This is a genomic window from Nonomuraea maritima (assembly GCF_900100395.1).
Taxonomy (GTDB): Bacteria; Actinomycetota; Actinomycetes; order Streptosporangiales; family Streptosporangiaceae; genus Nonomuraea; species Nonomuraea maritima.
In genome coordinates this window covers 1-20,324 of the sequence record NZ_FNFB01000011.1, presented here as the reverse complement: position 1 = coordinate 20,324, position 20,324 = coordinate 1, and the positions used below count along the sequence as shown (strand labels likewise).

24 protein-coding genes and 1 pseudogene are annotated in these 20,324 nt (G+C 71.4%); 9 read left to right on the top strand and 16 right to left on the bottom strand.

The window, feature by feature from the left end; genetic code table 11:
* Window positions 1–54: 54 nt before the first annotated feature.
* From BLR04_RS19095 to BLR04_RS19075, 5 genes are all read right to left on the bottom strand, one after another.
* Complete coding sequence (locus BLR04_RS19095) at window positions 55–795, bottom strand: hypothetical protein (protein ID WP_143022104.1); 741 nt, start codon at window positions 793–795, stop codon at window positions 55–57.
* Window positions 792–1,583 carry an ABC transporter permease gene (locus tag BLR04_RS19090; RefSeq protein WP_143022103.1) on the bottom strand — a complete coding sequence of 264 codons (792 nt, stop codon included), beginning with the start codon at window positions 1,581–1,583 and terminating at the stop codon, window positions 792–794. Before BLR04_RS19090 ends, BLR04_RS19095 begins: the two co-directional genes overlap by 4 nt.
* 5 nt (window positions 1,584–1,588) lie before the next feature.
* A complete protein-coding gene (locus tag BLR04_RS19085; RefSeq protein ID WP_090766807.1) occupies window positions 1,589–2,290 on the bottom strand; it encodes an ABC transporter ATP-binding protein in 702 nt (233 codons plus the stop codon).
* An 80-nt stretch (window positions 2,291–2,370) separates the two neighbouring features.
* Entirely contained in the window at window positions 2,371–3,030 is a 660-nt protein-coding gene (locus BLR04_RS19080) for a response regulator (RefSeq protein ID WP_090766804.1), read from the bottom strand.
* Window positions 3,027–4,133 carry a sensor histidine kinase gene (locus BLR04_RS19075; protein WP_176903175.1) on the bottom strand — a complete coding sequence of 369 codons (1,107 nt, stop codon included), beginning with the start codon at window positions 4,131–4,133 and terminating at the stop codon, window positions 3,027–3,029. The genes BLR04_RS19080 and BLR04_RS19075 overlap by 4 nt, the downstream gene beginning before the upstream one ends.
* Before the next feature lie 315 nt (window positions 4,134–4,448).
* Here BLR04_RS19075 and BLR04_RS19070 point away from each other — a divergent pair, with 315 nt between their 5' ends.
* Window positions 4,449–5,258 (top strand): peptidoglycan recognition protein family protein, encoded by an 810-nt coding sequence (locus BLR04_RS19070; RefSeq protein WP_090767282.1) that lies wholly within the window; start codon window positions 4,449–4,451, stop codon window positions 5,256–5,258.
* 3 nt (window positions 5,259–5,261) lie between these two features.
* Here the strand turns inward: BLR04_RS19070 and BLR04_RS19065 are convergent, their stop codons facing one another.
* The 6 genes from BLR04_RS19065 to BLR04_RS19040 form a co-directional block, all read right to left on the bottom strand.
* Window positions 5,262–6,458 (bottom strand): cytochrome P450, encoded by a 1,197-nt coding sequence (locus tag BLR04_RS19065; RefSeq protein WP_090766796.1) that lies wholly within the window; start codon window positions 6,456–6,458, stop codon window positions 5,262–5,264.
* Window positions 6,459–6,564: 106 nt separating this feature from the next.
* Entirely contained in the window at window positions 6,565–7,659 is a 1,095-nt protein-coding gene (locus tag BLR04_RS19060) for a Gfo/Idh/MocA family protein (protein ID WP_090766793.1), read from the bottom strand.
* Window positions 7,644–8,351 carry a ThuA domain-containing protein gene (locus tag BLR04_RS19055; RefSeq protein ID WP_090766790.1) on the bottom strand — a complete coding sequence of 236 codons (708 nt, stop codon included), beginning with the start codon at window positions 8,349–8,351 and terminating at the stop codon, window positions 7,644–7,646. Before BLR04_RS19055 ends, BLR04_RS19060 begins: the two co-directional genes overlap by 16 nt.
* A gap of 210 nt (window positions 8,352–8,561) precedes the next feature.
* Entirely contained in the window at window positions 8,562–8,858 is a 297-nt protein-coding gene (locus tag BLR04_RS19050) for a hypothetical protein (RefSeq protein WP_090766787.1), read from the bottom strand.
* Between the two features lie 253 nt (window positions 8,859–9,111).
* Window positions 9,112–9,717: a TetR/AcrR family transcriptional regulator gene (locus BLR04_RS19045; protein WP_090766784.1), complete on the bottom strand. Its 606-nt coding sequence runs from the start codon at window positions 9,715–9,717 to the stop codon at window positions 9,112–9,114.
* 46 nt (window positions 9,718–9,763) lie between these two features.
* The gene (locus BLR04_RS19040) at window positions 9,764–11,173 is read right to left on the bottom strand and encodes an MFS transporter (protein ID WP_245740335.1); all 1,410 of its coding nucleotides are present in this window, start codon (window positions 11,171–11,173) and stop codon (window positions 9,764–9,766) included.
* A gap of 294 nt (window positions 11,174–11,467) precedes the next feature.
* Between BLR04_RS19040 and BLR04_RS41405 the strand changes: the two genes are divergently transcribed.
* The 7 genes from BLR04_RS41405 to BLR04_RS41390 all read left to right on the top strand — a co-directional run bounded on the left by BLR04_RS41405 (window position 11,468) and on the right by BLR04_RS41390 (window position 15,480).
* Window positions 11,468–11,728 (top strand): alpha/beta hydrolase family protein, encoded by a 261-nt coding sequence (locus tag BLR04_RS41405; RefSeq protein WP_143022102.1) that lies wholly within the window; start codon window positions 11,468–11,470, stop codon window positions 11,726–11,728.
* A 218-nt stretch (window positions 11,729–11,946) separates the two neighbouring features.
* Window positions 11,947–12,213 (top strand): alpha/beta hydrolase family protein, encoded by a 267-nt coding sequence (locus BLR04_RS41400; RefSeq protein ID WP_090766776.1) that lies wholly within the window; start codon window positions 11,947–11,949, stop codon window positions 12,211–12,213.
* A 50-nt stretch (window positions 12,214–12,263) separates the two neighbouring features.
* Complete coding sequence (locus BLR04_RS19025; protein WP_090766772.1) at window positions 12,264–12,623, top strand: hypothetical protein; 360 nt, start codon at window positions 12,264–12,266, stop codon at window positions 12,621–12,623.
* Window positions 12,624–12,679: 56 nt separating this feature from the next.
* On the top strand, window positions 12,680–13,249 hold the full coding sequence (locus tag BLR04_RS19020) for an IS607 family transposase (RefSeq protein ID WP_090766769.1): 570 nt from the start codon (window positions 12,680–12,682) through the stop codon (window positions 13,247–13,249).
* Window positions 13,246–14,466 (top strand): RNA-guided endonuclease InsQ/TnpB family protein, encoded by a 1,221-nt coding sequence (locus tag BLR04_RS19015; RefSeq protein ID WP_090766767.1) that lies wholly within the window; start codon window positions 13,246–13,248, stop codon window positions 14,464–14,466. Before BLR04_RS19020 ends, BLR04_RS19015 begins: the two co-directional genes overlap by 4 nt.
* 268 nt (window positions 14,467–14,734) lie before the next feature.
* Window positions 14,735–15,148 (top strand): alpha/beta fold hydrolase, encoded by a 414-nt coding sequence (locus tag BLR04_RS41395; RefSeq protein ID WP_218129061.1) that lies wholly within the window; start codon window positions 14,735–14,737, stop codon window positions 15,146–15,148.
* Window positions 15,148–15,480, top strand: coding sequence for an alpha/beta fold hydrolase (locus BLR04_RS41390; protein ID WP_218129060.1), 333 nt, complete (start codon window positions 15,148–15,150; stop codon window positions 15,478–15,480). Before BLR04_RS41395 ends, BLR04_RS41390 begins: the two co-directional genes overlap by 1 nt.
* A gap of 39 nt (window positions 15,481–15,519) precedes the next feature.
* Here BLR04_RS41390 and BLR04_RS19005 read toward each other — a convergent pair whose 3' ends face one another.
* From BLR04_RS19005 to BLR04_RS18990, 5 genes are all read right to left on the bottom strand, one after another.
* On the bottom strand, window positions 15,520–17,145 hold the full coding sequence (locus BLR04_RS19005; protein WP_218129059.1) for an amidase family protein: 1,626 nt from the start codon (window positions 17,143–17,145) through the stop codon (window positions 15,520–15,522).
* 342 nt (window positions 17,146–17,487) lie between these two features.
* Window positions 17,488–18,033 (bottom strand): DUF1707 SHOCT-like domain-containing protein, encoded by a 546-nt coding sequence (locus BLR04_RS19000; protein ID WP_090766764.1) that lies wholly within the window; start codon window positions 18,031–18,033, stop codon window positions 17,488–17,490.
* On the bottom strand, window positions 18,033–18,176 hold the full coding sequence (locus tag BLR04_RS40745) for a hypothetical protein (RefSeq protein WP_176903174.1): 144 nt from the start codon (window positions 18,174–18,176) through the stop codon (window positions 18,033–18,035). The genes BLR04_RS19000 and BLR04_RS40745 overlap by 1 nt, the downstream gene beginning before the upstream one ends.
* Before the next feature lie 20 nt (window positions 18,177–18,196).
* Window positions 18,197–19,096 carry a DUF4097 family beta strand repeat-containing protein gene (locus BLR04_RS18995; protein WP_090766761.1) on the bottom strand — a complete coding sequence of 300 codons (900 nt, stop codon included), beginning with the start codon at window positions 19,094–19,096 and terminating at the stop codon, window positions 18,197–18,199.
* A 33-nt stretch (window positions 19,097–19,129) separates the two neighbouring features.
* Window positions 19,130–19,675: a hypothetical protein gene (locus tag BLR04_RS18990; protein WP_090766758.1), complete on the bottom strand. Its 546-nt coding sequence runs from the start codon at window positions 19,673–19,675 to the stop codon at window positions 19,130–19,132.
* 306 nt (window positions 19,676–19,981) lie between these two features.
* Between BLR04_RS18990 and BLR04_RS18985 the strand changes: the two are divergent.
* Window positions 19,982–20,324: pseudogene (locus BLR04_RS18985) on the top strand (histidine kinase); the annotation flags it as partial.

Genomic DNA, 20,324 nt, shown 5'->3' with positions numbered 1-20,324 from the left:
ATCCGCGACGGCGCCGGACCCGCACCGACCTGAGGAGGCCCTCGCCGCCTGCACCTAGCTGTCTCGATGCAGGAAGACCGTCCAGGCGGCGGAGACCAGCAGAGCCGCCCAGCCCGCCAGCACGAGCAGCCCCGTGACCGGGTGGAGGTCGGCGGGCATCCCGGCAAGGCTCATGGCCGCCTCGTGCGGCAGGAACGTCACCAGGTACGGCGCGGCACCCCGAAGCGTCGGGGCGACGAGAACAGGCGTGATGAAGAGCACGACGAGCGGAGTGGTGATCGATCTGGCGATGACGGCGAAACCGTGACCGATGAGGCCGAGCAGCAGATAAGCCGTCAGGAGAGCCGTGAGACGGACCGCAATCTCACCGGCGGGCATCGCCGCAGCGTGCTGCACGACGTAGCCCGGCAGGACAACCGGTATCGACGCGATCAGGCTGAGCACCGTGCTGACGATCAGTTTGGCGGCGAACAGCCGGTTGCGGTCCGGGACGGCGGTGAGGCTGACGCGCAGCTGGCCGCCGCGGTACTCGCTGCCTGCCGCGAAGACCGCGATCGCGATGAACACGTGGACCGGCGCCAGCATGAGCATGCCGAGCCGGGCGATCGGCACGGCACCGTCGTGACCGGCGACACGGACGGCGTCCGTGCCTGCGATGAAGCCGAGCACGGTGTTGACGCCGAACGCGACGAGGGCAGCGATCCAGGTGGCGGGCAGAGTGGTGATCTTGACCCACTCGGCGGCCAGCGCGTCGCCGAACCGGACGGTCCTCACCGGTAGCGGGCTGGTGCTCATCGCGCGTCCCGCCTGCTGAGCGTGACCGCCGCGGCGACGGCGGTCACGGCGGCCCAGCCGACCAGGACGAGCAGGCCATGCACCCGGCCGGCCGTGAGGTCGTTGACGCCGGGATCGAGCATGAGGTTCCTGGCCGCGCTGAGCGGCAACAGCGCGTCCAGATCCGGGACGGTCCTCGCCAGAACCTGGCTCATCGTGACAGCGGCCGGCGCCAGGGTGACGATGACGCCGGTCAGGGTGCTGCGCGCGACGGTGGTGACGGCGCAGGTGGCAAGGCAGTACAAGACCGCGAAGGAAATGAACCGGCCGTGACCGGCGAAGGCTTCACCGCTGACGAGCAGGCCCGGATTCCAGTTTCTGACGGCGCCGTACATGAACGCGGTGTTGACGGCCGCGATGAGAACCGCGACGACCAGCACGCACAGTGCCGTGGCCAGGAGCTTCGAGGTCACCATGCGGACGGTGCGCGGCATGGCGAGCACGGTCAGGCCGAGTTGCCGCGAGCGGAACTCCTGCCCCGCGATCACGGCTGCGAGCACGGGCAGGAACAGGCCCATCTGCAGCGTCCCTCCGGCCAGCAGGCCGAGGATCGCCTCCGACGCCGGCTGCGGTTGCCCGACGAAGACTTCGATGTTCCCGTCAGGCGTGATCTTGGCCACGGCATCGGCGAAGAGCTCGGCGGGTTGCAGCTGGACCAGCACGTCAAGAGCGAGGATGACGCCGGTGACGATCCACACGCCGGGCAGGGTGATGATCTTGGTCAGTTCCGCTCGGACCGCTGCCGTCATCGCGTTCACCACCGCGCTCCGGCGAGGGCGAAGAACGCCGCCTCCAGCGAGGCATGGCCGGCCGTGACCTCGGCCAGCGAACCCTGGGTGACGACCCGGCCGTGGTTGATGATCACCACGTCATGGGCGGTGTCGGCCGTTTCTGTCATGAGATGGCTCGACAGCAGCACGGTGCGGCCGCCGGCCGCGTAGTCCCCGAGGAAGGTACGGACCCAGCGGATGCCGTCCGGGTCCAGCCCGTTCACGGGTTCGTCGAGGACGAGGATCTCGGGCTCGCCGAGCAGTGCCGCGGCGATGCCGAGCCGTTGCCTCATGCCGAGCGAGTACGTCTTCACCCGCTGTTTCGCCGCGTCCGCCAGGCCGACGAGTTCGAGCACCTCCCGCACCCGTTGGCGAGGGATCCGGTTGGATCGGGCCATCCACGACAGGTGATCGACGGCGCGGCGCTCTGGCACCGGGCCCGCGCCGTCCAGCAGTGCGCCGACCGAGCGCAGTGGGTCTGTCAGGTCTCGGTAGCGCTTCCCGTTGATCAGCGCTCGTCCGCTGGTGGCGGCGTCCAGGCCGAGCAGGATGCGCAGCGTGCTGGATTTGCCGGCGCCGTTCGGGCCGAGGAAGCCGGTGACCCGGCCGGGCCTGGCCGTGAACGTGACCTCGTCGACTGCCTTCTTGCCCCGATAGTGCTTGGTGAGTGCGGAAACTTCGATCACTGGACACCTTGGATCGCTGGAGGGTTTCGTCCAGCTTGCGGTGGCGAGGTGCCGGGCCGCGTCCCCCGAAAGGGGACTCCTCAGCGAGGCTCGTGCAACAGTCCTGCCTCGTAGGCGAGTACGGCCAGGTGGGTGCGGTCGTTCACGCCCAGTTTGGCGAACATGCGCTTGAGATAGGTGCGTACCGTCTCCAGGCTCAGGAACAGCTCGTCGGCGATCTCCTGGTTCGAGCGCCCGCGCGCGACCAGGCGGATCACCTGCACCTCTCTCGCGGAGAGGTGCGCGCCGGCGAACGCGTGCCGATGCCGCGGCCGCCTCGGCGTGAACTGGCGCATCAGCCTCGCGGTGACCTCCGGCGCGAGCATGGCGTGGCCCGCGTGCACGGTGCGAACCGCATGGAGCACCTCTGGCGGCGCCGCGTTCTTCAGCAGGAACCCCGAAGCGCCCAGGGTCAGGGCCTCATGCACATACTCGTCGAGGTCGAACGTGGTCAGCATGATCACCCGGGTGCTCGCCGCGGTGGCGAGGACCTGGCGGGCCGCGTCCAGCCCGCTACCGCCCGGCATCTGCACGTCGAGCAGGGCCACGTCGGGCGCGAGCGCGAGGATCAGCCGCGCTGCCTCCACGCCGTCGGCCGCCTCCCCTGCGACACGGAAACCCTCGGTGCGCTCGAACAACTTCCGGTACGCGGCACGGAACCGGCTGTCGTCATCCGCCAGGAACACACTGACCGGCGTCATCGCGGGCCTCCCAGCGGCAGCCGCGCCTCGACCTCGAAGCCTCGGTCCGGCAGGTCACGCCAGCCGGCGGTGCCGCCGGCCAGCCGCGCTCGCTCCCGCATGCCCCGTAACCCGAACCCGGACACGCCGTTCCCCTTGCCGGGGCCGTCGTCGCGGACGCGTACGACGAGCTCGTCGGCGTCCGCATGGACTTCCACGGTGCAGGCAGCGCCCGGCGCGTGCCGTACCACGTTGCTCAGCGCCTCCTGAACGGCACGGAACGCGACCGCCTCGACGACCTCGTCGACCTGCTCGGGCGCCGTGATGCGCGCGTCCACGAGCACCCCTGCGGCACGCGCGGCGGCGAGAAGTGACGGCAGCCGCGAGAGGCCGGGGCCCGGCGGCACGCCCGGGCCTGCCCGGAGCGAGCGGACGAGTGACTGGACGTCCTCCAACGCCGACCGCGCGTGGTTCTCGATGTCGGCGAGAGCGTCACGGAGCTCCTGCTCGCTCGCGTCCGCGAGACCCCGGGTCACCCCGGCCTCGGCGCTGATCACGCCGAGGGCGTGCCCCACCACGTCATGCACGTCGCGAGCGACGTCGAGCTGCACGCGAACGGCCTGCTCGACGGCCCGGGCGCGTTCGCTCTCCCGGGCGGCCTCGGCCTTCCTCCCGACGGCGACCCCCAGCAGCCACGACACGCTCAAGGCCGCGGCCGCGAGCACCACACGCTGCCCCCATCCTTCCGGGACACCTGTCACGCTCGCCAGGACGGCGACGGCACCGACCAGAACGAGGACGGACATGCGAACCCGCGATGCGCGCGTCAGCGCCACCGTGTACAGACACCAGGCCGTGGCGAGCATCGGATCCTGACAGATACCCAGCACGCTCGCCACCACCGTCACGACGCCCGCTGCCGTCGTCGCCGCCATCGGCAGACGCCGGCGCAGCAGCATCGCGGCCACCGCGACGGCGGCCAGCGCCGGCCCCGCGACCGAGCGCCAGGACCCGGCCACCGCGATGATCGGAGGAAGCCAGAACACCCCGATGACGGCGGACGCCGCCGCCGCGTCCATGAGCGACCGCCGCATGGCGCCGTGGCCGCTGGAACGGGGGTTCATCAACACGCCACCCGTGCTCCCGTCCGGAAACATGTACTTTTCCGGACACCCTAGCGACCGGCGCAGGACGTGGGCGCCGTTGCGCCGGAACGGCGCCGAATCGGGAAACCCGCCGTTCCCTGGGCGTGCGGCGTGCTGGAAAACTGTCAGCACTGCCCGCCCCCGGGGCCGCGCGCCGATCGGATCCTGAACGCGTCCGTGCACGTCACGGCGTCCGTACGGCCTCGCGTGACCGTTCACCGCGCATAGGGCCGCCGCTTTCCGGCAAGCGAGACAGTGGCACCCACCGTCGAGACGCACACCGGAGGTTCCCCGATGCCGTACCTGACCGAGCTCGCCGACGTGGCCCGCCGTACCGGCTGCCCGGTGACCGAGGTGGACGGGTGGCGGCGGCGCGGCCACGGGCCGCAGCCCGAGGTGCAGGGCGTCGTCTGCCACCACACCGCGGGCCCCGCGGGCGGCGGCGACTACCCGTCGCTCGCCGTGGTGCGCGACGGCCGCCCCGACCTGGAGGGCCCGCTGTCGCACTTCGGGCTCGGCAGGTCTGGCCGCATCTACGTCATCGCGGCCGGCCGCTGCTGGCACAACGCGCCGTCCACCTCGCCGCGGCACGCCAACTCCACCTCGCTCGGCATCGAGGCGGAGAACGACGGACGGCAGCCGTGGCCGCAGGCCCAGCGCGACGCCTACGTCCGGCTGTGCGCCGAACTGTGCCGCGAGTACGGGCTGCCGGCCTCCCGCGTACGGGCGCACCGCGAGGTCAACACCTCCAAGCCCGATCCGCACTCCATCGACATGACCGAGTTCCGGGCGCAGGTCGCCGCGCTGATCAGCGACGGCCCGCCGCCCGGCTCGTGGACAGAGGAGATCATGAGAGAACTTCCGCTGGTCAAGCCCGGTGACGACAACTTCGACGTCAAGACCGTCAGAGGCTGCCTGTTCGCCCGCGGCCACGTGCCGCCCACCGAATACGCGCAGGCCGACGAGGGGCTGGAGGGGTGGCTGAAGTCCACGGTGTGCGACCCCGGCCTGGTGGACCTGGTACGCCGGTTCCAGCAGGCCGAGGGCATCCCGGTCGACGGGCTCGTCGGGCCCACGACGTGGGCGCCGCTGCTGCGCGTCTAGGCGCTACCAGGCGACCGGCAGCGACGTCACTCCGTACACGACGGTGTGGGAGCGGAACTCGGCGGGCGGGCCGGCTTCGCGCAGCCGCGGGAAGCGTTCGAACAGCGCCGGGAAGGCGACGTGCATCTCCATCCTGGCCAGCGGCGCGCCGAGGCAGTGGTGCACGCCATGGCCGAAGGCCACGTGCCCGAGGTCGCCGCGGCTGATGTCGAGCCGGTCGGGATCGGGCACGAGCTCGGGGTCGCGGTTGGCCGCGGGCAGCACGCACACCACCAGCTCCCCCTCGGGGATGCGGGTGCCCGCCACCTCGACCTCGGTGGTGGTCAGCCGGACGGCGCCGGAGTGCACGATGCTGAGCCAGCGCATCAGCTCCTCGACGGCCGCGTCGATCAGTTCGGGCTTCTGCCTGAGCAGGCTGAGCTGGTCGGGGTGGCGCAGCAGGGCCAGTGTGCCGAGGCCGAGCATGTTGGCGGTGGTCTCGTGCCCGGCCAGCAGGAGCAGCGAGCCGATGCCGGCGAGCTCGTCGGCGCGCAGGTCGTGGCCGTGCTCGCGGACGAGCATGCCGAGCAGGTCGTCGCCCGGTTCGATCCGGGCGCGGGCGACCAGCTCGCTCATGTAGGCGCGCGACTCCATCTGGGCGGCCAGCCGTTCCCGTCCGGGCACCGACAGGTCGAGCATCCGCGCGGTGCGCCGCTGGAAGTCGTCGCGGTCGCCGTACGGGACGCCGAGCAGTTCGCAGATCACCAGCGACGGGACGGGCATGGCGAAGGCCCGCACGAGGTCGGCGGGCGGGCCGGCGGCCTCCATCGCGTCGAGGTGCTCGGCCACGATGGCCTGGATACGGGGTTCGAGGCGGCGGATGCGCCGCATGGTGAACTCGGGCGTCAGCATCCGGCGCAGCCGGGTGTGCTCGGGCGGGTCGAAGGCGAGCAGGCTGCCGGCCTGCAGTGTGGTGAGCTCCTCGTCGGTGAGCTCCGGCATGTCGGGTGACCGCAGCACGGCCCGGTGGGCGTTGCTGAAGCGGGCGTGGTCGCCGAGCACCTCGCGGACGTCGGGGAACCGGGTGACCATCCAGGCGTCGACGCCGAACATCGTGGGGACCTTGCGCACCCCCTCTCCCTCGCGGACCCGGGCCAGTGCCGGGTCGGGGTCGAAGGCGGAACGTCGCATGTACAGCGGCAGGGCGGGTGATTCGCTCATGTCATCCCCGATCGAGTTCGCGCAGGTCATCGCACGAATCGATGCTAGCTTGCGCCCTTGTGCACCCTTCGCCCGGACGCCCCGCGCGGGGCGTCCGGGCCGGGTCTCACGCCGTGGCGGCGTCCGTCAGCGGGACGGGCCGGGGGCGTTCGCAGGTGCTCTCGACGGTGACCGCGCGGCCGGAACCCGCCGAGGCGAGCAGCGACTCCATCACGTCGAGGACGTGGAAGGCCAGCTGCCCGCCCGCGCGGGGCTCACGTCCCGGCGGGGTGGCGGCGAAGTCGGCCAGGCCCACGCCGCGGCCGGCCCCCTGGTAGCCGGCCGACACCGGCAGCGGCGTCCAGCCAGGCCCGCCCAGGCGGGACAGCTGCACCTCGCCGTCGAAGTGGTTGGGGTCGGGCACGACCAGCGAGCCCTTCTCCCCATGGACCTCGATGTTGGCGGCCCTGGTCGCCACCGCGTCGAAGCTCATCACCAGGGTGGACAGCACCCCGGACGCGTGCACGAGGACGCCGCTGATGTGGGTGTCCACGGTGACGGGGACCTCCTCTCCCTCACGCGGCCCCGACCCGATCCTGCGCTTGGCCCGCGTCCGGCTGCCCGCCCCGATGACGCTCGTCACGGGGCCGAGCATGGTGATCAGGCTGCTGATGTAGTACGGGCCCATGTCGAGGAGGGGCCCGCCGCCTGGGGCGTAGTAGAAGTCGGGGTTGGGGTGCCAGCGTTCGTGGCCGGGCGTCACCATCGTCGCGGTCGCCGCGATCGGCGCGCCGATCAGCCCGTCGTCGATCGCCATGCGGGCGGTCTGCGTACCGGTGCCGAGGACGGTGTCGGGCGCGCAGCCCACGCGCACGCCGGCGGCGGCGGCCGCCTCCAGCACCCGCTGCGCGTCCGCCGAGGTGGCGGCCAGGGGCTTCTCGCCGTAGACGTGCTTGCCCGCGGCGACGGCGAGCAGCGCGATCTCGGCGTGGACGGCGGGCACGGTGAGGTTGAGCACCAGCTCGATCCGCGGGTCGGCCATCAGCTGCGCCACGTCCGTCACGGCGACGTCCGGGTGGTCCTTGACCGCCTGCCTGGCCCGTTCGAGGTCGAGGTCGGCGACGGCGACCAGGCGCAGCTGCGGGAGCCGCGCGATCGTCGCGAGGTACTGCCCGACGATGGCGCCGCAGCCGACGATGCCGATGTTCAGCGGCTGGCCCACAGAATGCCCCTTTCGATGACGGTCCGTACGCTGTCGTGCTGCAGCACGTCGACGCTGTGGCCGGGCGTGGCGACGAAGATCTTGCCCTGGCCCCAGCGCCGGGTCCAGATCGCCGGCGAGGTGACCTCGCGGTGCCAGGGGTCCCAGGGGCGTACCTTCTGCGTCGTGGTCGCGAGCACGTCGATGTACTCGTCGGTGAGCACCCAGTACTGCTCGGTGACGAGGTCGAAGTCGCCGATCCCCTCGGTGATGGGGTGGTCGGCCGCCTCGGGGAGCATGTTGACCGTGTACGGGACGAAGTTGTGCTGTTCGGTGCCGGCGCCCTCCTCGGCCGGGTGCTTGCCTGGGTGGCAGGCGAACTGGCCGCCGATGAGGTGGAGGTAGTCGGAGGAATTGCGGAAGGAGTCGGCGATGCCGCCGTGCCAGCCGGCCAGGCCGGTGCCCGCCTCGATCGCCGCCCGCAGGCCCTGCAGCTCGGCGCGCTCGATGGTGCCCATCGTGTAGCACTGCACGATGACGTCGACCCCGGCCATGAACGCCGGGTCCGCGTACGGGGCGGGGCTGTCCGCCAGGTGCACCTCGTATCCGTGCTTCTCCAGATGTGGCACGAAAAGGTCGGTGGCCTCCACCGGTGCGTGGCCTTCCCAGCCGCCTCGCACCACCAGGGCCGTACGCCTGTGTTCGCCTGCCATGCTCTCCCAATCACTTGAGGAACTCGCCGGCGCGCCGCTACCACAGAAAACGGCACGCCTGGACAATCATGCCGTCTCCCCCCACACCTCTCATAGAGGTCACCGCAGAGCAAAATTCGGCCGCGACAGAACCCGCGCGCACCGCCAGGTCAGCTCGGGCTTCCCGGCGGCGGCGCGCCACCGCCGGGAAGCCCGGTCACCACGGGCCGCTCAGTGCGCCACGGCCTCCATGGCCACCATGTTGCCCGCCTCGGCCGGCCGGGTCCTGCGTAGTCCCGCCTGAGCGAACAGCGCGTCGTACTCGACCGGCGCGCACCGCTCGAAGGTTTCGATGATCGTGAGCTGGCCGGCCACCGGCTCGCCCAGCGCCCTCAGCCCTTCGCGGCTCAGGTCGGCGTCCCGCGCGTCGCACACGCGTACGGGACGCCGCGCCGCGCGTGCTCGTTCGGCGAACATGCCGCACAACGCGGTCTTGCCCACCCCGCCCGGCCCGTGCACCCACAGCACGCCGAACGCCGGCCGACGACGCTCGCCCGCCGCAAGCTTCCCAGCCGCTCCCCAGGCCGGCCTTGATCCCCCCCGTTGAGTTCCGCCCCCATCACTCCCCCGCATCACCGCCCACGGCGTATGCCCCCCATTGCCCCCTTCGTACATTGACGCGGCTCGCCTGGTTCGCTCGACCACCGGTCGCGAGAGGGCGTCTTCCGGCTTGGCGGTGTGCGCGGAGGCGCTTGTCGGCGCCGCCGCGGACCGGTGACGTTCAGCCCGCCAGAGCGGGGAGGAGGCTGCTGATGATCAGGTGGGGGGCGTCGGCTGAGCTGACACGTCCGGTGTCCACCTCGTCGGCGGCCGCGTGCAGAAGGCCGTACACGGTGGTGGTCATCCAGGACAGCGGCAGGTCACTGCGGAAAACGCCCTGATCACGGCCACGCGCGAGGAGATCGGTGAGCCGGAGGAACACCTGATCGTGCTGGCCGGCGACCCACTCGGAGCCGAGCTCGGCGAGGGCCACCCTGCGGATCCTGCGGTGGCGGTCCAGCGTGCGCCAGGAGGTGTGGATGATCCCGGCCAGGACCTGGTCGGCCGGCCGATCGACGGCCAGTGCGTCCTCGAGGAGCTGCCTGGTTTCCTCCAACGCCTGCTGGACGAGGGCCTGGAGCAGTTCGGCACGGGAGGAGAAGTGCGCGTACAGGGTGACCCGGCCGACGCCCGCGGCCCGGGCCACGTCCGCCATGGTCGCGGCCGGGTCGGTGCTCAGCACATCGAACGCGGCGGTGAGGATGGCGGCGATGTTGCGCTCGGCGTCCCCCCTCCGTGGCGTTGTTCCCCTGTCCTGCCGGGTACGGCCGTCGCCTGCGGAAACCATGGTCGAGATCCTACGGGTGGCTGGTGGCCGGCCTCGAACGCGAGGCTCAGTGGACGTGGACGCCCGCGGGCATGTCCGCCTTGCCCGCCGGGACCAGGACGAGACAGGCCAGGGCAGCCAGGGCCGCGGCCACCGCCGCGGTGGCGTAGGCGGCGCCGAATCCGGCCGACGAGCCGTTCTCGATGCCGGTCGCGGCGACGGTGGACACGACGGCCACCCCGATCGACCCGCCGACCTCATGGAAGGTGTTGACGATCCCCGAGGCGAGCCCGGCTTCGTGGTGGGAGATGAAGCCGAGCGCGGTCGTGGTGGCCGAGACGAGGGCCAGCACGACGCCGCCCGATCCGATCGCCAGACCGGTGATGGTCCAGGCAGTGCCGTCCAGCAGGGCCGGCAGGGTGACGCCGACAGCGGCGAGCAGCAGTCCGGTGACCGCCGCGCCACGTGCGCCGTGGCGGCCGACCAGGTGCCCCGCCCCGTGTCCTGCCACCCCGCTCACCAGGGCGACCGGCAGGAACAGGACACCCGTGACCAGCGCCGGCAGTCCCTGCACCCGCTGCAGGTACAACGAGCCGAGAAAGACCATGGCCAGCAGCAGCGCGGTGCCGATCAGCATGAGGAACGCGCCGACGGCCACCGGCCGGCGCGTCAGGATCCGCACGTCCATCAGGGCCGCCGCGGACCTTCGCTCCACAAGGCCGAAGACCGCGTAGCCGACCAGCGCGCCGCCCAGCGCGAGCAGGGTGCCGGCCGATCCCCACCCGGCGTCTCCCGCGTTGACCAGGCCGTAGATGGCGGCCGCGGTCGAGGCGGTGACCAGGATCGCGCCCGGCAGGTCCACCCCCCGCGCGTGCGCGGGCGGGTCGGCGGCGATCGTACGCGGCAGCAGCACCAGGACGGCCAGGCCGACCGGGACGTTCACGAAGAACACCCACCGCCAACCGGGTCCCGCGGTCAGGAGGCCGCCCAGCAGTGCGCCCGCCGCGAACCCGGCTCCGCCGAGCGCGGCCCAGACGCCGAGTGCCTTGTTCCGCTCGGCGCCGTGGAAGAGCCGGGTGACGGTGGCGAGCGCCGACGGGGACAGCAGCGCCGCGCCCACTCCCTGGGCGACCCGGCCGCCGATCAGCATCGGGCCACTCGTGGCCAGCCCGGTGACCAGCGAGGCGACCACGAACACCGACAGGCCGGTCAGCAGGATGCGACGGGTGCCGTACACGTCGCCCAGTCGCCCGCCGAGGAGCATGAGCGCGCCGAAGCACAACGTGTACGAGGTGACCGCCCAGGTGAGTAAGGCGCGGTCGAGCTGCAGGGCCGAGCCGACGCTGGGCAGCGCCACGTTGATCACTGTGACGTCCAGGATCAGCATGAACTGCGCGACGCACAGCAGGACCAGCGCCGGCCAGCGGCGCGGGTCGGCAGCGGCTTCGTGCCGCGCGTCAAGAGAAGGGTGTATCACTGGGCCCCTTAAGTCGAACATTCATGTACGGCTTGATGAAGCATACATCTTTATCCCGAACATCAGTGTTCGATTTGAGCGGAGCATGCTTCTTGGAGGCGATCGGCCTGGTCATCGCGGTCGCGCCCACCTGGGCGTCGATGACCGACACCATGACCCACCGGTTGACCGGGACGGCCACCACCACCTGGCGCGACCTCGTACCGGTGGCAGGCCGGGATGCGCGAGTTCCTCTTGCGCCGAGCCTGCCGATAACCCTTTGCCGTGGTCACTTCGGTGATCAAGACTCGCCATATGACTCCTGGCGAAGTGCGCGAGAAGGTCGACGAGATAGCGGGCGTGCCCGCACTGGTCCGGTTCCATGGCGAGCCGGAACGTGCCGCCGAGCGCGGCACGGTGCTCTTCTACCACGGCTTCTCCGGCCACAAGGAGAGGATGACCGGCTACCTGACCGGCATCGCAGAAGGCGGATTCCTGACGATCGGGCTCGACGCCGTCGGGCACGGTGCGCGCCGACGACCCGACTTCGACGAAGTCTTCTCCGACGAGCGCTGAGAGGCCGGCTTCGAGGCCACGGAGTCGGCCTTCATCCGCGTCGTCCAGGGCACCGCCGCCGAGGTTCCGTCCGTCATCGACGCGCTCTGTGATCGCGGGTGGGCGCGGCCGGACCGCGTGGGTATCGGCGGGCGATCGCTAGGGGGCGAGATCTCCTACCTCGCCGTCCTGATCGACCCTCGGCTCCGCGCCGCCACGCCGATCGTCGGCAGCCCGGAATGGGCACTCCCCGGGCCGAGAGCCCGCACCGGCACCCGGAGCGCTTCTTCCCCGTCGCCATCCTGTCGCAGGCTGCCGAGAACGACGAGTACGTCCCCACTTCCGGCATTCGCGCCTTTCACGATCTCCTCATGCCGCACCACACCACCGACCCCGCACGCCTTGGCTACGTCGAATACCCCGGCGTGGGGCATTTCCTGTCGCCCGAGTTCAACGACCAGACGATCCGCCGCACAGTCGCCTGGTTCCGCCGCCGGCTCGTCTGACCCGGCACGAACCCGCCCGCGGCCCCCAGCACCCCTGGTATCACTGCACAGTGATCACCATCGCCTTCCTCCTCCTCGTCGGGCTGTCCCTGGGCTGGCCGATCCTGGCCGTCCTGGCGATCGGTCTGGTGGTGCACGCGCTCGTGAGGCGTGGTCGGCCGCGGCGCATCTGGTGGAGGATGAGCGCCGCTTCCGCCTGCGCGGCGGCGGCGGTCTACGGCGCCGGCTACTTCTACGGCGGTTTCTTCTACAAGGACCCCGAGGATCCGTGCCTGCAGGCAGGGTACGGCTATGCCCCGCTCGCCAGGCAGCCGTCGAGCATGTGGCCGTTGAGCAATCCCCTGTGCGACTCCGAGACCGGCACGGTCGATCTGGTGCCCGCGTTCGTCAACCCGGCCGTCATGGGGTAGTTAGCTGCTAGCGAAACCATCAGCGTTCCTCAGTCCTTAGCCGCGAGCATCTGTGTGTGAAGCTCTCCGAATGGGCCCGGCGGAACGGCGTCCACTACCAGACCGCCTGGAAGTGGGCACGGGACGGGACGATGCCGGTCCCGGTCGTCAAAACCGCGACCGGCCGGTACCTGGTGCTCGAGCAGGCTGCCGACCGGGACGGCAGGACTGTGGCGTACTGCCGCGTCTCCAGTGCCGACCAGAAGGCCGACCTCGAGCGGCAGGCCGGGCGGGTCGTCACAGGCGCTACAGGCATGGGGTTGACCATCGCGGATGTGGTCACCGAGGTCGGGTCCGGACTGAACGGCAGGCAGCCAAAACTGGCCAGGCTGCTGCGCGACTCGTCCGTTTCGGTGATCGTGGTTGAGCATCGCGACCGGCTGGCCCGGTTCGGGCTCGAGCACCTGTCTGCCGCACTCGAAGCGAACGGCCGCCGCATCGTCGTGATCGATGACGCCGAAGTGGACGATGACCTCGTGCGGGACATGACCGAAGTCCTCACCTCTTTCTGCGCCCGCCTGTACGGGCGGCGCTCTGCAGCACGTCGCGCCAAAGCTGCCCTTTGTGCCGCTCGGGAGGTCGTGTGACCTCCCGTCAGGGCTTCCGCATTGAACTGGCACCCACGCTCGAGCAGCGGACCCGTCTCGGCCGGCACGCGGGCCTGTCGCGGGTGGTGGAGAACTTCTGCCTCGAGAAGGTGAAGGCCGCGATCGAGCAGCGCGAGGCGGAGAAAACCTACGGCATCCCCGAGAAGGACCTGACTCCGATCCCCTGGTCGGCCCCCGCACTCGAGCGGATGTGGCGCCTGGAGCACCGCGACCGCTATCGGTGGTTCACCGAAGAAGGCTTGTCCTCCAGAGTGCCGAAGGAGGCGTGCCGGGTCCGGGCGGCCGGGTTCAAGAACTTCTTCGACTCCAGGTCCGGCAAGCGCAAGGGCCGCAAGGTCGGCTTCCCGGACTGGCGCAAGCGCAAGCACGGATCGAGGTTCCGCTACGACGCCGACCGCGCCCGGCCCGAGGCGGCCCGGTTGGTGCGCATGCCCGGTGTGGGCAAGGTGCGCACCCTCGAGGACATGTCGTGGCTGACCGACCGCATCGCGGACGGGCACGCCCGAGTGATCGGCTCCACCGTCCGGGAGCAGGCGGGCCGCTGGTGGGTGTCGTTCCAGATTGAGATCGACCGGGCCGACATCAACGAGCGCCGTACGGTCCCGGGTGATGCACCAGCGTGTGGGATCGACGTCGGGGTGAAGACGTTCGCCACCATCGTGGACGACGACGGCACCGTCACCGAACTGCATGCCCCCAAGCCGCTCAAGGCCGCGCTGCGGAAGCTGCGCAGGGCGGGCAGGTCGGTCTCGGCGAAGCAGCGCGGCTCGAGCAACCGAGCCAAGGCCGTGAAGCGGCTCGCCAAGGTTCATCTCGAGGTGGCCAACCGGCGTGCGGACTTCCTGCACAAGACGACGACGATGCTCGCGAGATCCAAGCGGGCCATCGCCGTCGAAACCCTGAACGTGACCGGCATGGTCGCCAACCGCAGACTCGCTCGAGCGATCTCCGACCTCGGGTTCGGCGAATTCTTCCGCCAACTCGAGTACAAGGCCCAGTGGTACGGGTCGAGCGTGTGGGCGGCTGACCGCTGGTTCCCGTCCTCGAGACTGTGTGGCGGCTGCGGGACCATCAACCGGGAGTTGACCCTTGCCGATCGGGTGTGGACGTGCGGGTGCGGACTCGTCCACGACCGGGACGTCAACGCCGCCCGCAACCTGCTCGAGGCGATGAACCTCGAGCAGAACGCGGCCTAGCTTCACGTCGCCGGGCAGTTCCCCGGAGACGATAAACGCCTGTGGAGGCGACGTAAGACCAGGCTCCGGCCTGGCAGATGCCAGCGAATCAGGCAAGAGGATCACTGAGATTCTCCGAACGGTTGATCGCCCTGTGCGTCGCCTGCGGACTCACCGCGGTGCTGGTGCGACGCGGAGCCACCGCACGTACGGACTGACTCGCTTGTAGATCGGCTCGGCTCACCCGGTTTACTCGGGATTGCAGGACATCCAGTCGGAGAGGAACGGCATGCGCGTGTTCGTACACGGGGTCCCGGAGACCGCCGTGGTGTGGAATCCCCTGCGGGAAGCCGTGAAGGGCCCTTCGGAGGCGCTCACGCTGCCGGGCTTCGGCACCGCCCTGCCCCCGGGCTTCACACCCACCAAGGACCGGTACGCCGCGTGGCTGACGGACGAGCTGAGGAAGTTCCCGGAACCCGTCGACCTGGTCGGCCACGACTGGGGAGCGTTGCTCACGCTGCGGGTGGCCACCGCCGGGGAGGTGCCACTGCGAAGCTGGGTCTGCGACGTGGGCGGCGTGTTCCACCCGGACTACGCCTGGCATCCGTGGGCGGCCGCGCTGATCAGTGATCAGGGCGAGGAGACGCTGCGGCTGCGGCGGGAGTCCAGCCCGGAGGAGGCCGGGAGGAGGCCGGGAGGCTGATGACCGGCAGCGGCGTCCCCGCCGAGGCCGCCGCTGAGATGGTCGCGGCGCTCGACGAGGTCATGAGCGCGTGCATCCTCGGCCTCTACCGTTCGGCGGTGCCGAACGCCCACGCCGGCTGGGGCGCCCTCGCCCAGGCTGCCACGCCGGCCCCCGGGCTGATCCTGGTGCCGGCCGACGACCGGGTGGACGACGAGGAAAGGTCCCGGCAGGTGGCCGACCGGCTCCGCGCGCGCGTGGCGGTCCTCGACGGGATGAACCACTGGTGGATGTACGACAGGACCGGGAAGGTCGCGTCCGTCCTGGAGGGCTTCTGGGCCACGGCCGGGTGAGCGCCGCGCCGCCCCTGGAGGGGACGGCGCGGCGGGCGGTCAGGGCGCGCAGGTGCGCTGCGGCCTGGCCGGGCTCGCGCAGCGGAACAGCGACGGGTTGACCGCCGACGGCGGACGCCACTCCTGCGCGGCCTGCTCGTAGGCGTACGCGTACGACAGCAGCGCCGCCTCGGTGTAGGCGGTCCCGAGGAACGTCATGCCGAACGGCCGCCCGTTGGCGGGGTCGTAGCCGATGGGCAGGGCGACCGACGGGTACTGCGCCCGCGCCCCGATCGCGGCCGAGCCGTTGCCGGCGAACACGATCGCGCTGACGTCCGCGGCGGTCAGCGCCCCGTCGATGCGCTCGCGTGCGGTGGCCATGCCGCGGTCGCGGTCCGACTCGTACGCCTCCTTCGTGGCGGGGTCGTCGAGGTCGATCTCGTTCGACTCCACCAGGAGGGTCTGCCCGAACTTGACGGTGCCCTCGGCGGCGTGCGCGAGGTTGTAGGCGACGATGTCGTCGAGGGTCCGCATCGGGGCGTTGCGGGGCAGCCGCGCGAGGTAGGCGTTCAGGTCGCGCTTGAACTCGTACGTGAGGATGCTCGGCGGCAGTCCGTCGGTGTCGACCGTGACGTCGACGAGCGTCGCGCCCTGCGCGCGCAGCACGTCGAGGGCCCGGTCGAACGCGGCGCCCTGGTTGCCTGCCGGGTCGCTCGCGACGCCGATGCGCACGCCCTTGAGCGCGTCCTCGCGCAGCCCGACCGTGAAGTCGGTGCCGGCCACGTCCCTGCTGGTCGCGGTCGCGGGGTCCTCGGGGTCGACGCCGGTCATCGCGGTCAGCAGCGCGGCGGCGTCGTACACCGAGCGGGCCATCGGGCCGGCGGTGTCCTGGGAGGCGGCGATCGGCACGATGCCGGTCCGGCTGACCAGCCCCACGGTCGGCTTCACGCCGACCAGGGAGTTGGCGACCGACGGGCTGAGGATCGAGCCCGAGGTCTCGGTGCCGACCGTGACCGCGGCCAGGCCTGCCGCCGCCGCCACGCCGGATCCCGAGCTGGAGCCGCTCGGGGTCTGGCTCACGTCGTACGGGTTCAGCACCTGCCCGCCCAGGCTGCTGTAGCCGGACGGCATGCCGGAGGTGGTGAAGTTCGCGAACTCGGTGAGGTTGGTCTTGCCGAGGATGACGGCGCCGGCCGCGCGCAGCCGTTCGACGAGGAAGGCGTCTCCCGCGGGGCGGGAGTCGGCCAGGGCGAGCGAGCCAGCGGTGGTCGGCAGGTGCCGTACGTCGATGTTGTCCTTCACCAGGACGGGGATGCCGTGCAGCGGGCCGCGCACGGTGCCTTTCTTGCGCTCCTTGTCGGCCTGCTTGGCCTCCTCCAGGGCGCGGTCGTTGAGCACGCGGACGGCGTTCAGTCCGGGGCCGCTGGTGTTGAGTGCGCGAATGCGGGCGATGTAGTCGGCGGTGAGCTGCTCGGAGGTGATCTTCCTGCTGCTCAGCGCGGCCTGCAGTTGCGGGATCGTGGCGGTTTCGAGGTTCACGTGGGGGCGGCTCCCGGTGATGGCGGCCTGCGTCGGGGACATCGCCGCCACTGTCACCGCGGCGGCGAGCGTGGCGAACGAGGCGAGGTGGACGGTGGCGCGGGTGGTGAGACGGCGTCGCACTGACAGGACACCGGGACGGTTCATGGGGTGCGTGTCCTTCCGGTGGGTGTCACCTCGGGCTCCGGAAGCACGAGGCACATGATGATCACCCGGGAAGCGTGCGACGGGGAAGTTGTCCCATTATTGCGGATCCATTACGTTCGTCCGCCCCCTCGCCCCCACCGCCGAACCACCGGCCTCGGCGCGCGCTGGGGGCAAGGCCGGGGACGAGGGCGGCCAGGCCGCCTCACATCCCCATCCCTCACCTCCCCGCCACCTGAGCACCGTGCTGGGGGGCGGAGGGCCGGGGGCCGGTCCGGGGGACCGTGGGTGGGCCGGGCCGCCCCGCACCCCATCCCCCATCTCCCCGGACGGCCGGGTGGTGGCTCAGTGGCGGGGTGTGCGCCAGGTGCGGGGGTGGCGGATGGTGAGGGTGCCGTGGGCCAGTTCGCCGGTTACGCGGAGGTGGGGGTGGCCCCCGTAGGCGCGGACCTTGCTGGTGACCCTTCCCCAGCCGGTGCGCACGCCGTCGGCGTCCGCGCTCGCGTCGCGCGGCAGGATGATGAGGGCGGAGCCGTACGCGAGGTGGAGCTCGATGTCGACCAGCGGCCGGGCGATGAACGCCTGCGACAGGTCGAGCCGTACCCCGCCGTAGCCGGAGTGCACCCGCAGCAGACGCGGCACCTGCCAGTCACCCGTCCGGACGATGGCGCCGCCCGTCGAGCCGAGCTCCACCGTGTCGTCCTCGGGCGGCCCGCCCGGCAGGTCGGCGAGGATCGGCTCCAGCTGCTCCCGCGCGGTGGCCGTCAGCGCGCCCTCCAGCCGCAGCTCCAGCTCGCCGGAGGTGAGCCGCCCCTGCGCGTACGCCTCCTGGATGAGCTGGACGGCCCGGTCGCGTTCGGCCTCTGGCACCCTCGTCGCGATCTCGTCCATCAGCGGGCGCTCCTGCCGTACAGCCGCGTCACCGGCGGCACGGACACGGGGACGAGGTTCCACCCGGACAGGTCGACGCCGTCCGGGGCGGTCACCTCGCCGTACGTCTTGACCAGGCCCTCGGCCTGGATGGCGGCGGTCATGGCGGTCTCCTCTGCGGGGGTCAGGAGCGGTGGATGGCGATGTCGCCGTAGGCGGTGTGGGCGCGGACCTCGGCGGTGAGCGCCCCAGGCGCGGCCCCGTCGGCGGCGTCGAGGGAGACGTCGACCGTGCCGTACTGCGAGCTGACGTCCAGCCACGCGGTGGTGCCGTCGTGGATGCCGAGCTCCAGCCCGCCGCCGGCGGTCTCCATGACGAACGTGCCGGAGACGATCTCGCCGACGCTGAGGCTGCCGTACGCGGTCTTGGCGACGACGCCCGCGAGGGCGTGGTCCACGCGGACGTCGCCGTGCGCGGAGCTGATCCGCAGCTCGCCGCTCACCCGGCCGAGGGTCACCTCGCCGTGCGCGGTCTTCACGGCGGCCGTGCCGTCGAGCTCGCCGACCGTGATGCTGCCGTGGGTGGTGGTGAGATCGGAGTGCCCGGTGGCGTGGCCGACCGAGATGTCGCCGTTGCTGCTCTTCACCCGCAGGCGTCCGGCCTCCTCGACCCGGATGTCGCCGTCGGAGGTGGTGAACCGGACGTCGCCGAGGCGGCCCCGGCAGCGCAGGCTCGCCGCCGAGCCGCCCTCGACGCGCGAGCCTGCCGGCAGGCTGACGATCACCTTGACCCTGCCGCCGCTGCCGAGCAGTGAGCGCACCCAGCTCGCCGGCGATCCGATCAGCTGGTCCAGCGAGAGGCCGCCGGGGCGCGCGGCCGCGCCTGCTGACCCCTTGACGAGGAGGCGGCCGTCGGCGCAGTCGACCCGGATCTGCCGCGCGAGCTGGACGTCGGCCTCGTCGTGCTCGTCGCGAGGGACGATCTCGACGACCGTGTCGGCCCGCTCGCCCGCGTCGACGCGGACGTCGGCGGCCGGCACGTCGATCAGCGCGACGATCGGGCCGGGGGTGTCGAAGGCGGGCATGGAGGTTCCCTTCGGGTGGGTTCGGCCGTTCATCTAGCGCACCCAGCCGGTGTAGCGGTTGCGGCTCTGCTGGGTGCCGCGCCGGTCGGACCGGCCGGGGGCGGGGTTGGACGTGGGGTTGGAGGCGGGGTCGAGCGCGGCGGTGACGGCGCGGACGAGCCAGGCGTTGACCGAGAGCCCGTCACGGGCGGCGGCCTCCTCGATGCGCGGCTTGAGGTGTTCGGGGACACGCAGCGAGATCCGTGCCGTTCCGCCGTCGTCACCGTCCGGCGGCGCGGGCGGAGACGACGGCGCTGGCGGCGCGGGTTCCGCCTCGGGCTCGTACGGCCGTCCTGCCGGGGGTGGCGTCACGACGAAGTCGGGGTCGCGGCCGCGCAGGCGGACCTCGACCGAGCCGGGGGCGAGGTCACGGGTGATCTCGTCGGCAGCCGCGGACAGTGCCTCGAGCAGGGCGAGCCGGGTGGCGGCGTCGAGGGCGGCGGCGAGCCGTTCGGCCAGCGCGCGCGCCTCCTCGCCGCCCGCGCCCGCGGCGACCGCGAGTTCGCGGCGGAGGTTGTCTACATAGGGTGCCAGCTCCATGACGTCACTATGACATCATTCATGACGCCACAGCAAGGCTTGAATGACGCCACACGGTGTCACGCGAGCGAGGAGGTGATGTCAAGGTTCCGTTCGGCGCAGTATTGATGCCGTCAAATGGACGAAACCGGGCCGAAGCGTGCGGTTGGCTGGCCATGTCGGCCGTCCCTCGTGGCGGCCCGAGAAGGAGAGTGAGCGACGTGCGGTCCCGGTGTTCCCGCGTCCTCGCGCGAGGTGGTGGCTGAGGTGCGCGGAAGGCTGCGGGTCTACCTCGGCGCGGCGCCCGGGGTGGGCAAGACGTACGCGATGTTGTGTGAGGGGCGGCGGGCTCGGGAGCGGGGCCGGGACGTGGTCGTGGGTTTCGTGGAGACGCACGGGCGGGAGCGGACGGCGGCGCTGCTGGAGGGCCTGGAGGTGGTGCCGCGCCGGATGGTGTCTCATCGTGGGGCGGTGTTCGGGGAGCTGGACGTGGCGGCGGTGATCGCGCGTCGTCCGAGGGTGGTGCTGGTCGACGAGCTGGCGCACACGAACGTGCCGGGGTCGGTGAACGTCAGGCGGTGGCAGGACGTCGACGACATCCTGGCGGCGGGGATCGATGTCGTCTCGACGGTCAACATCCAGCATCTGGAGTCGGTCAACGACGTGGTGC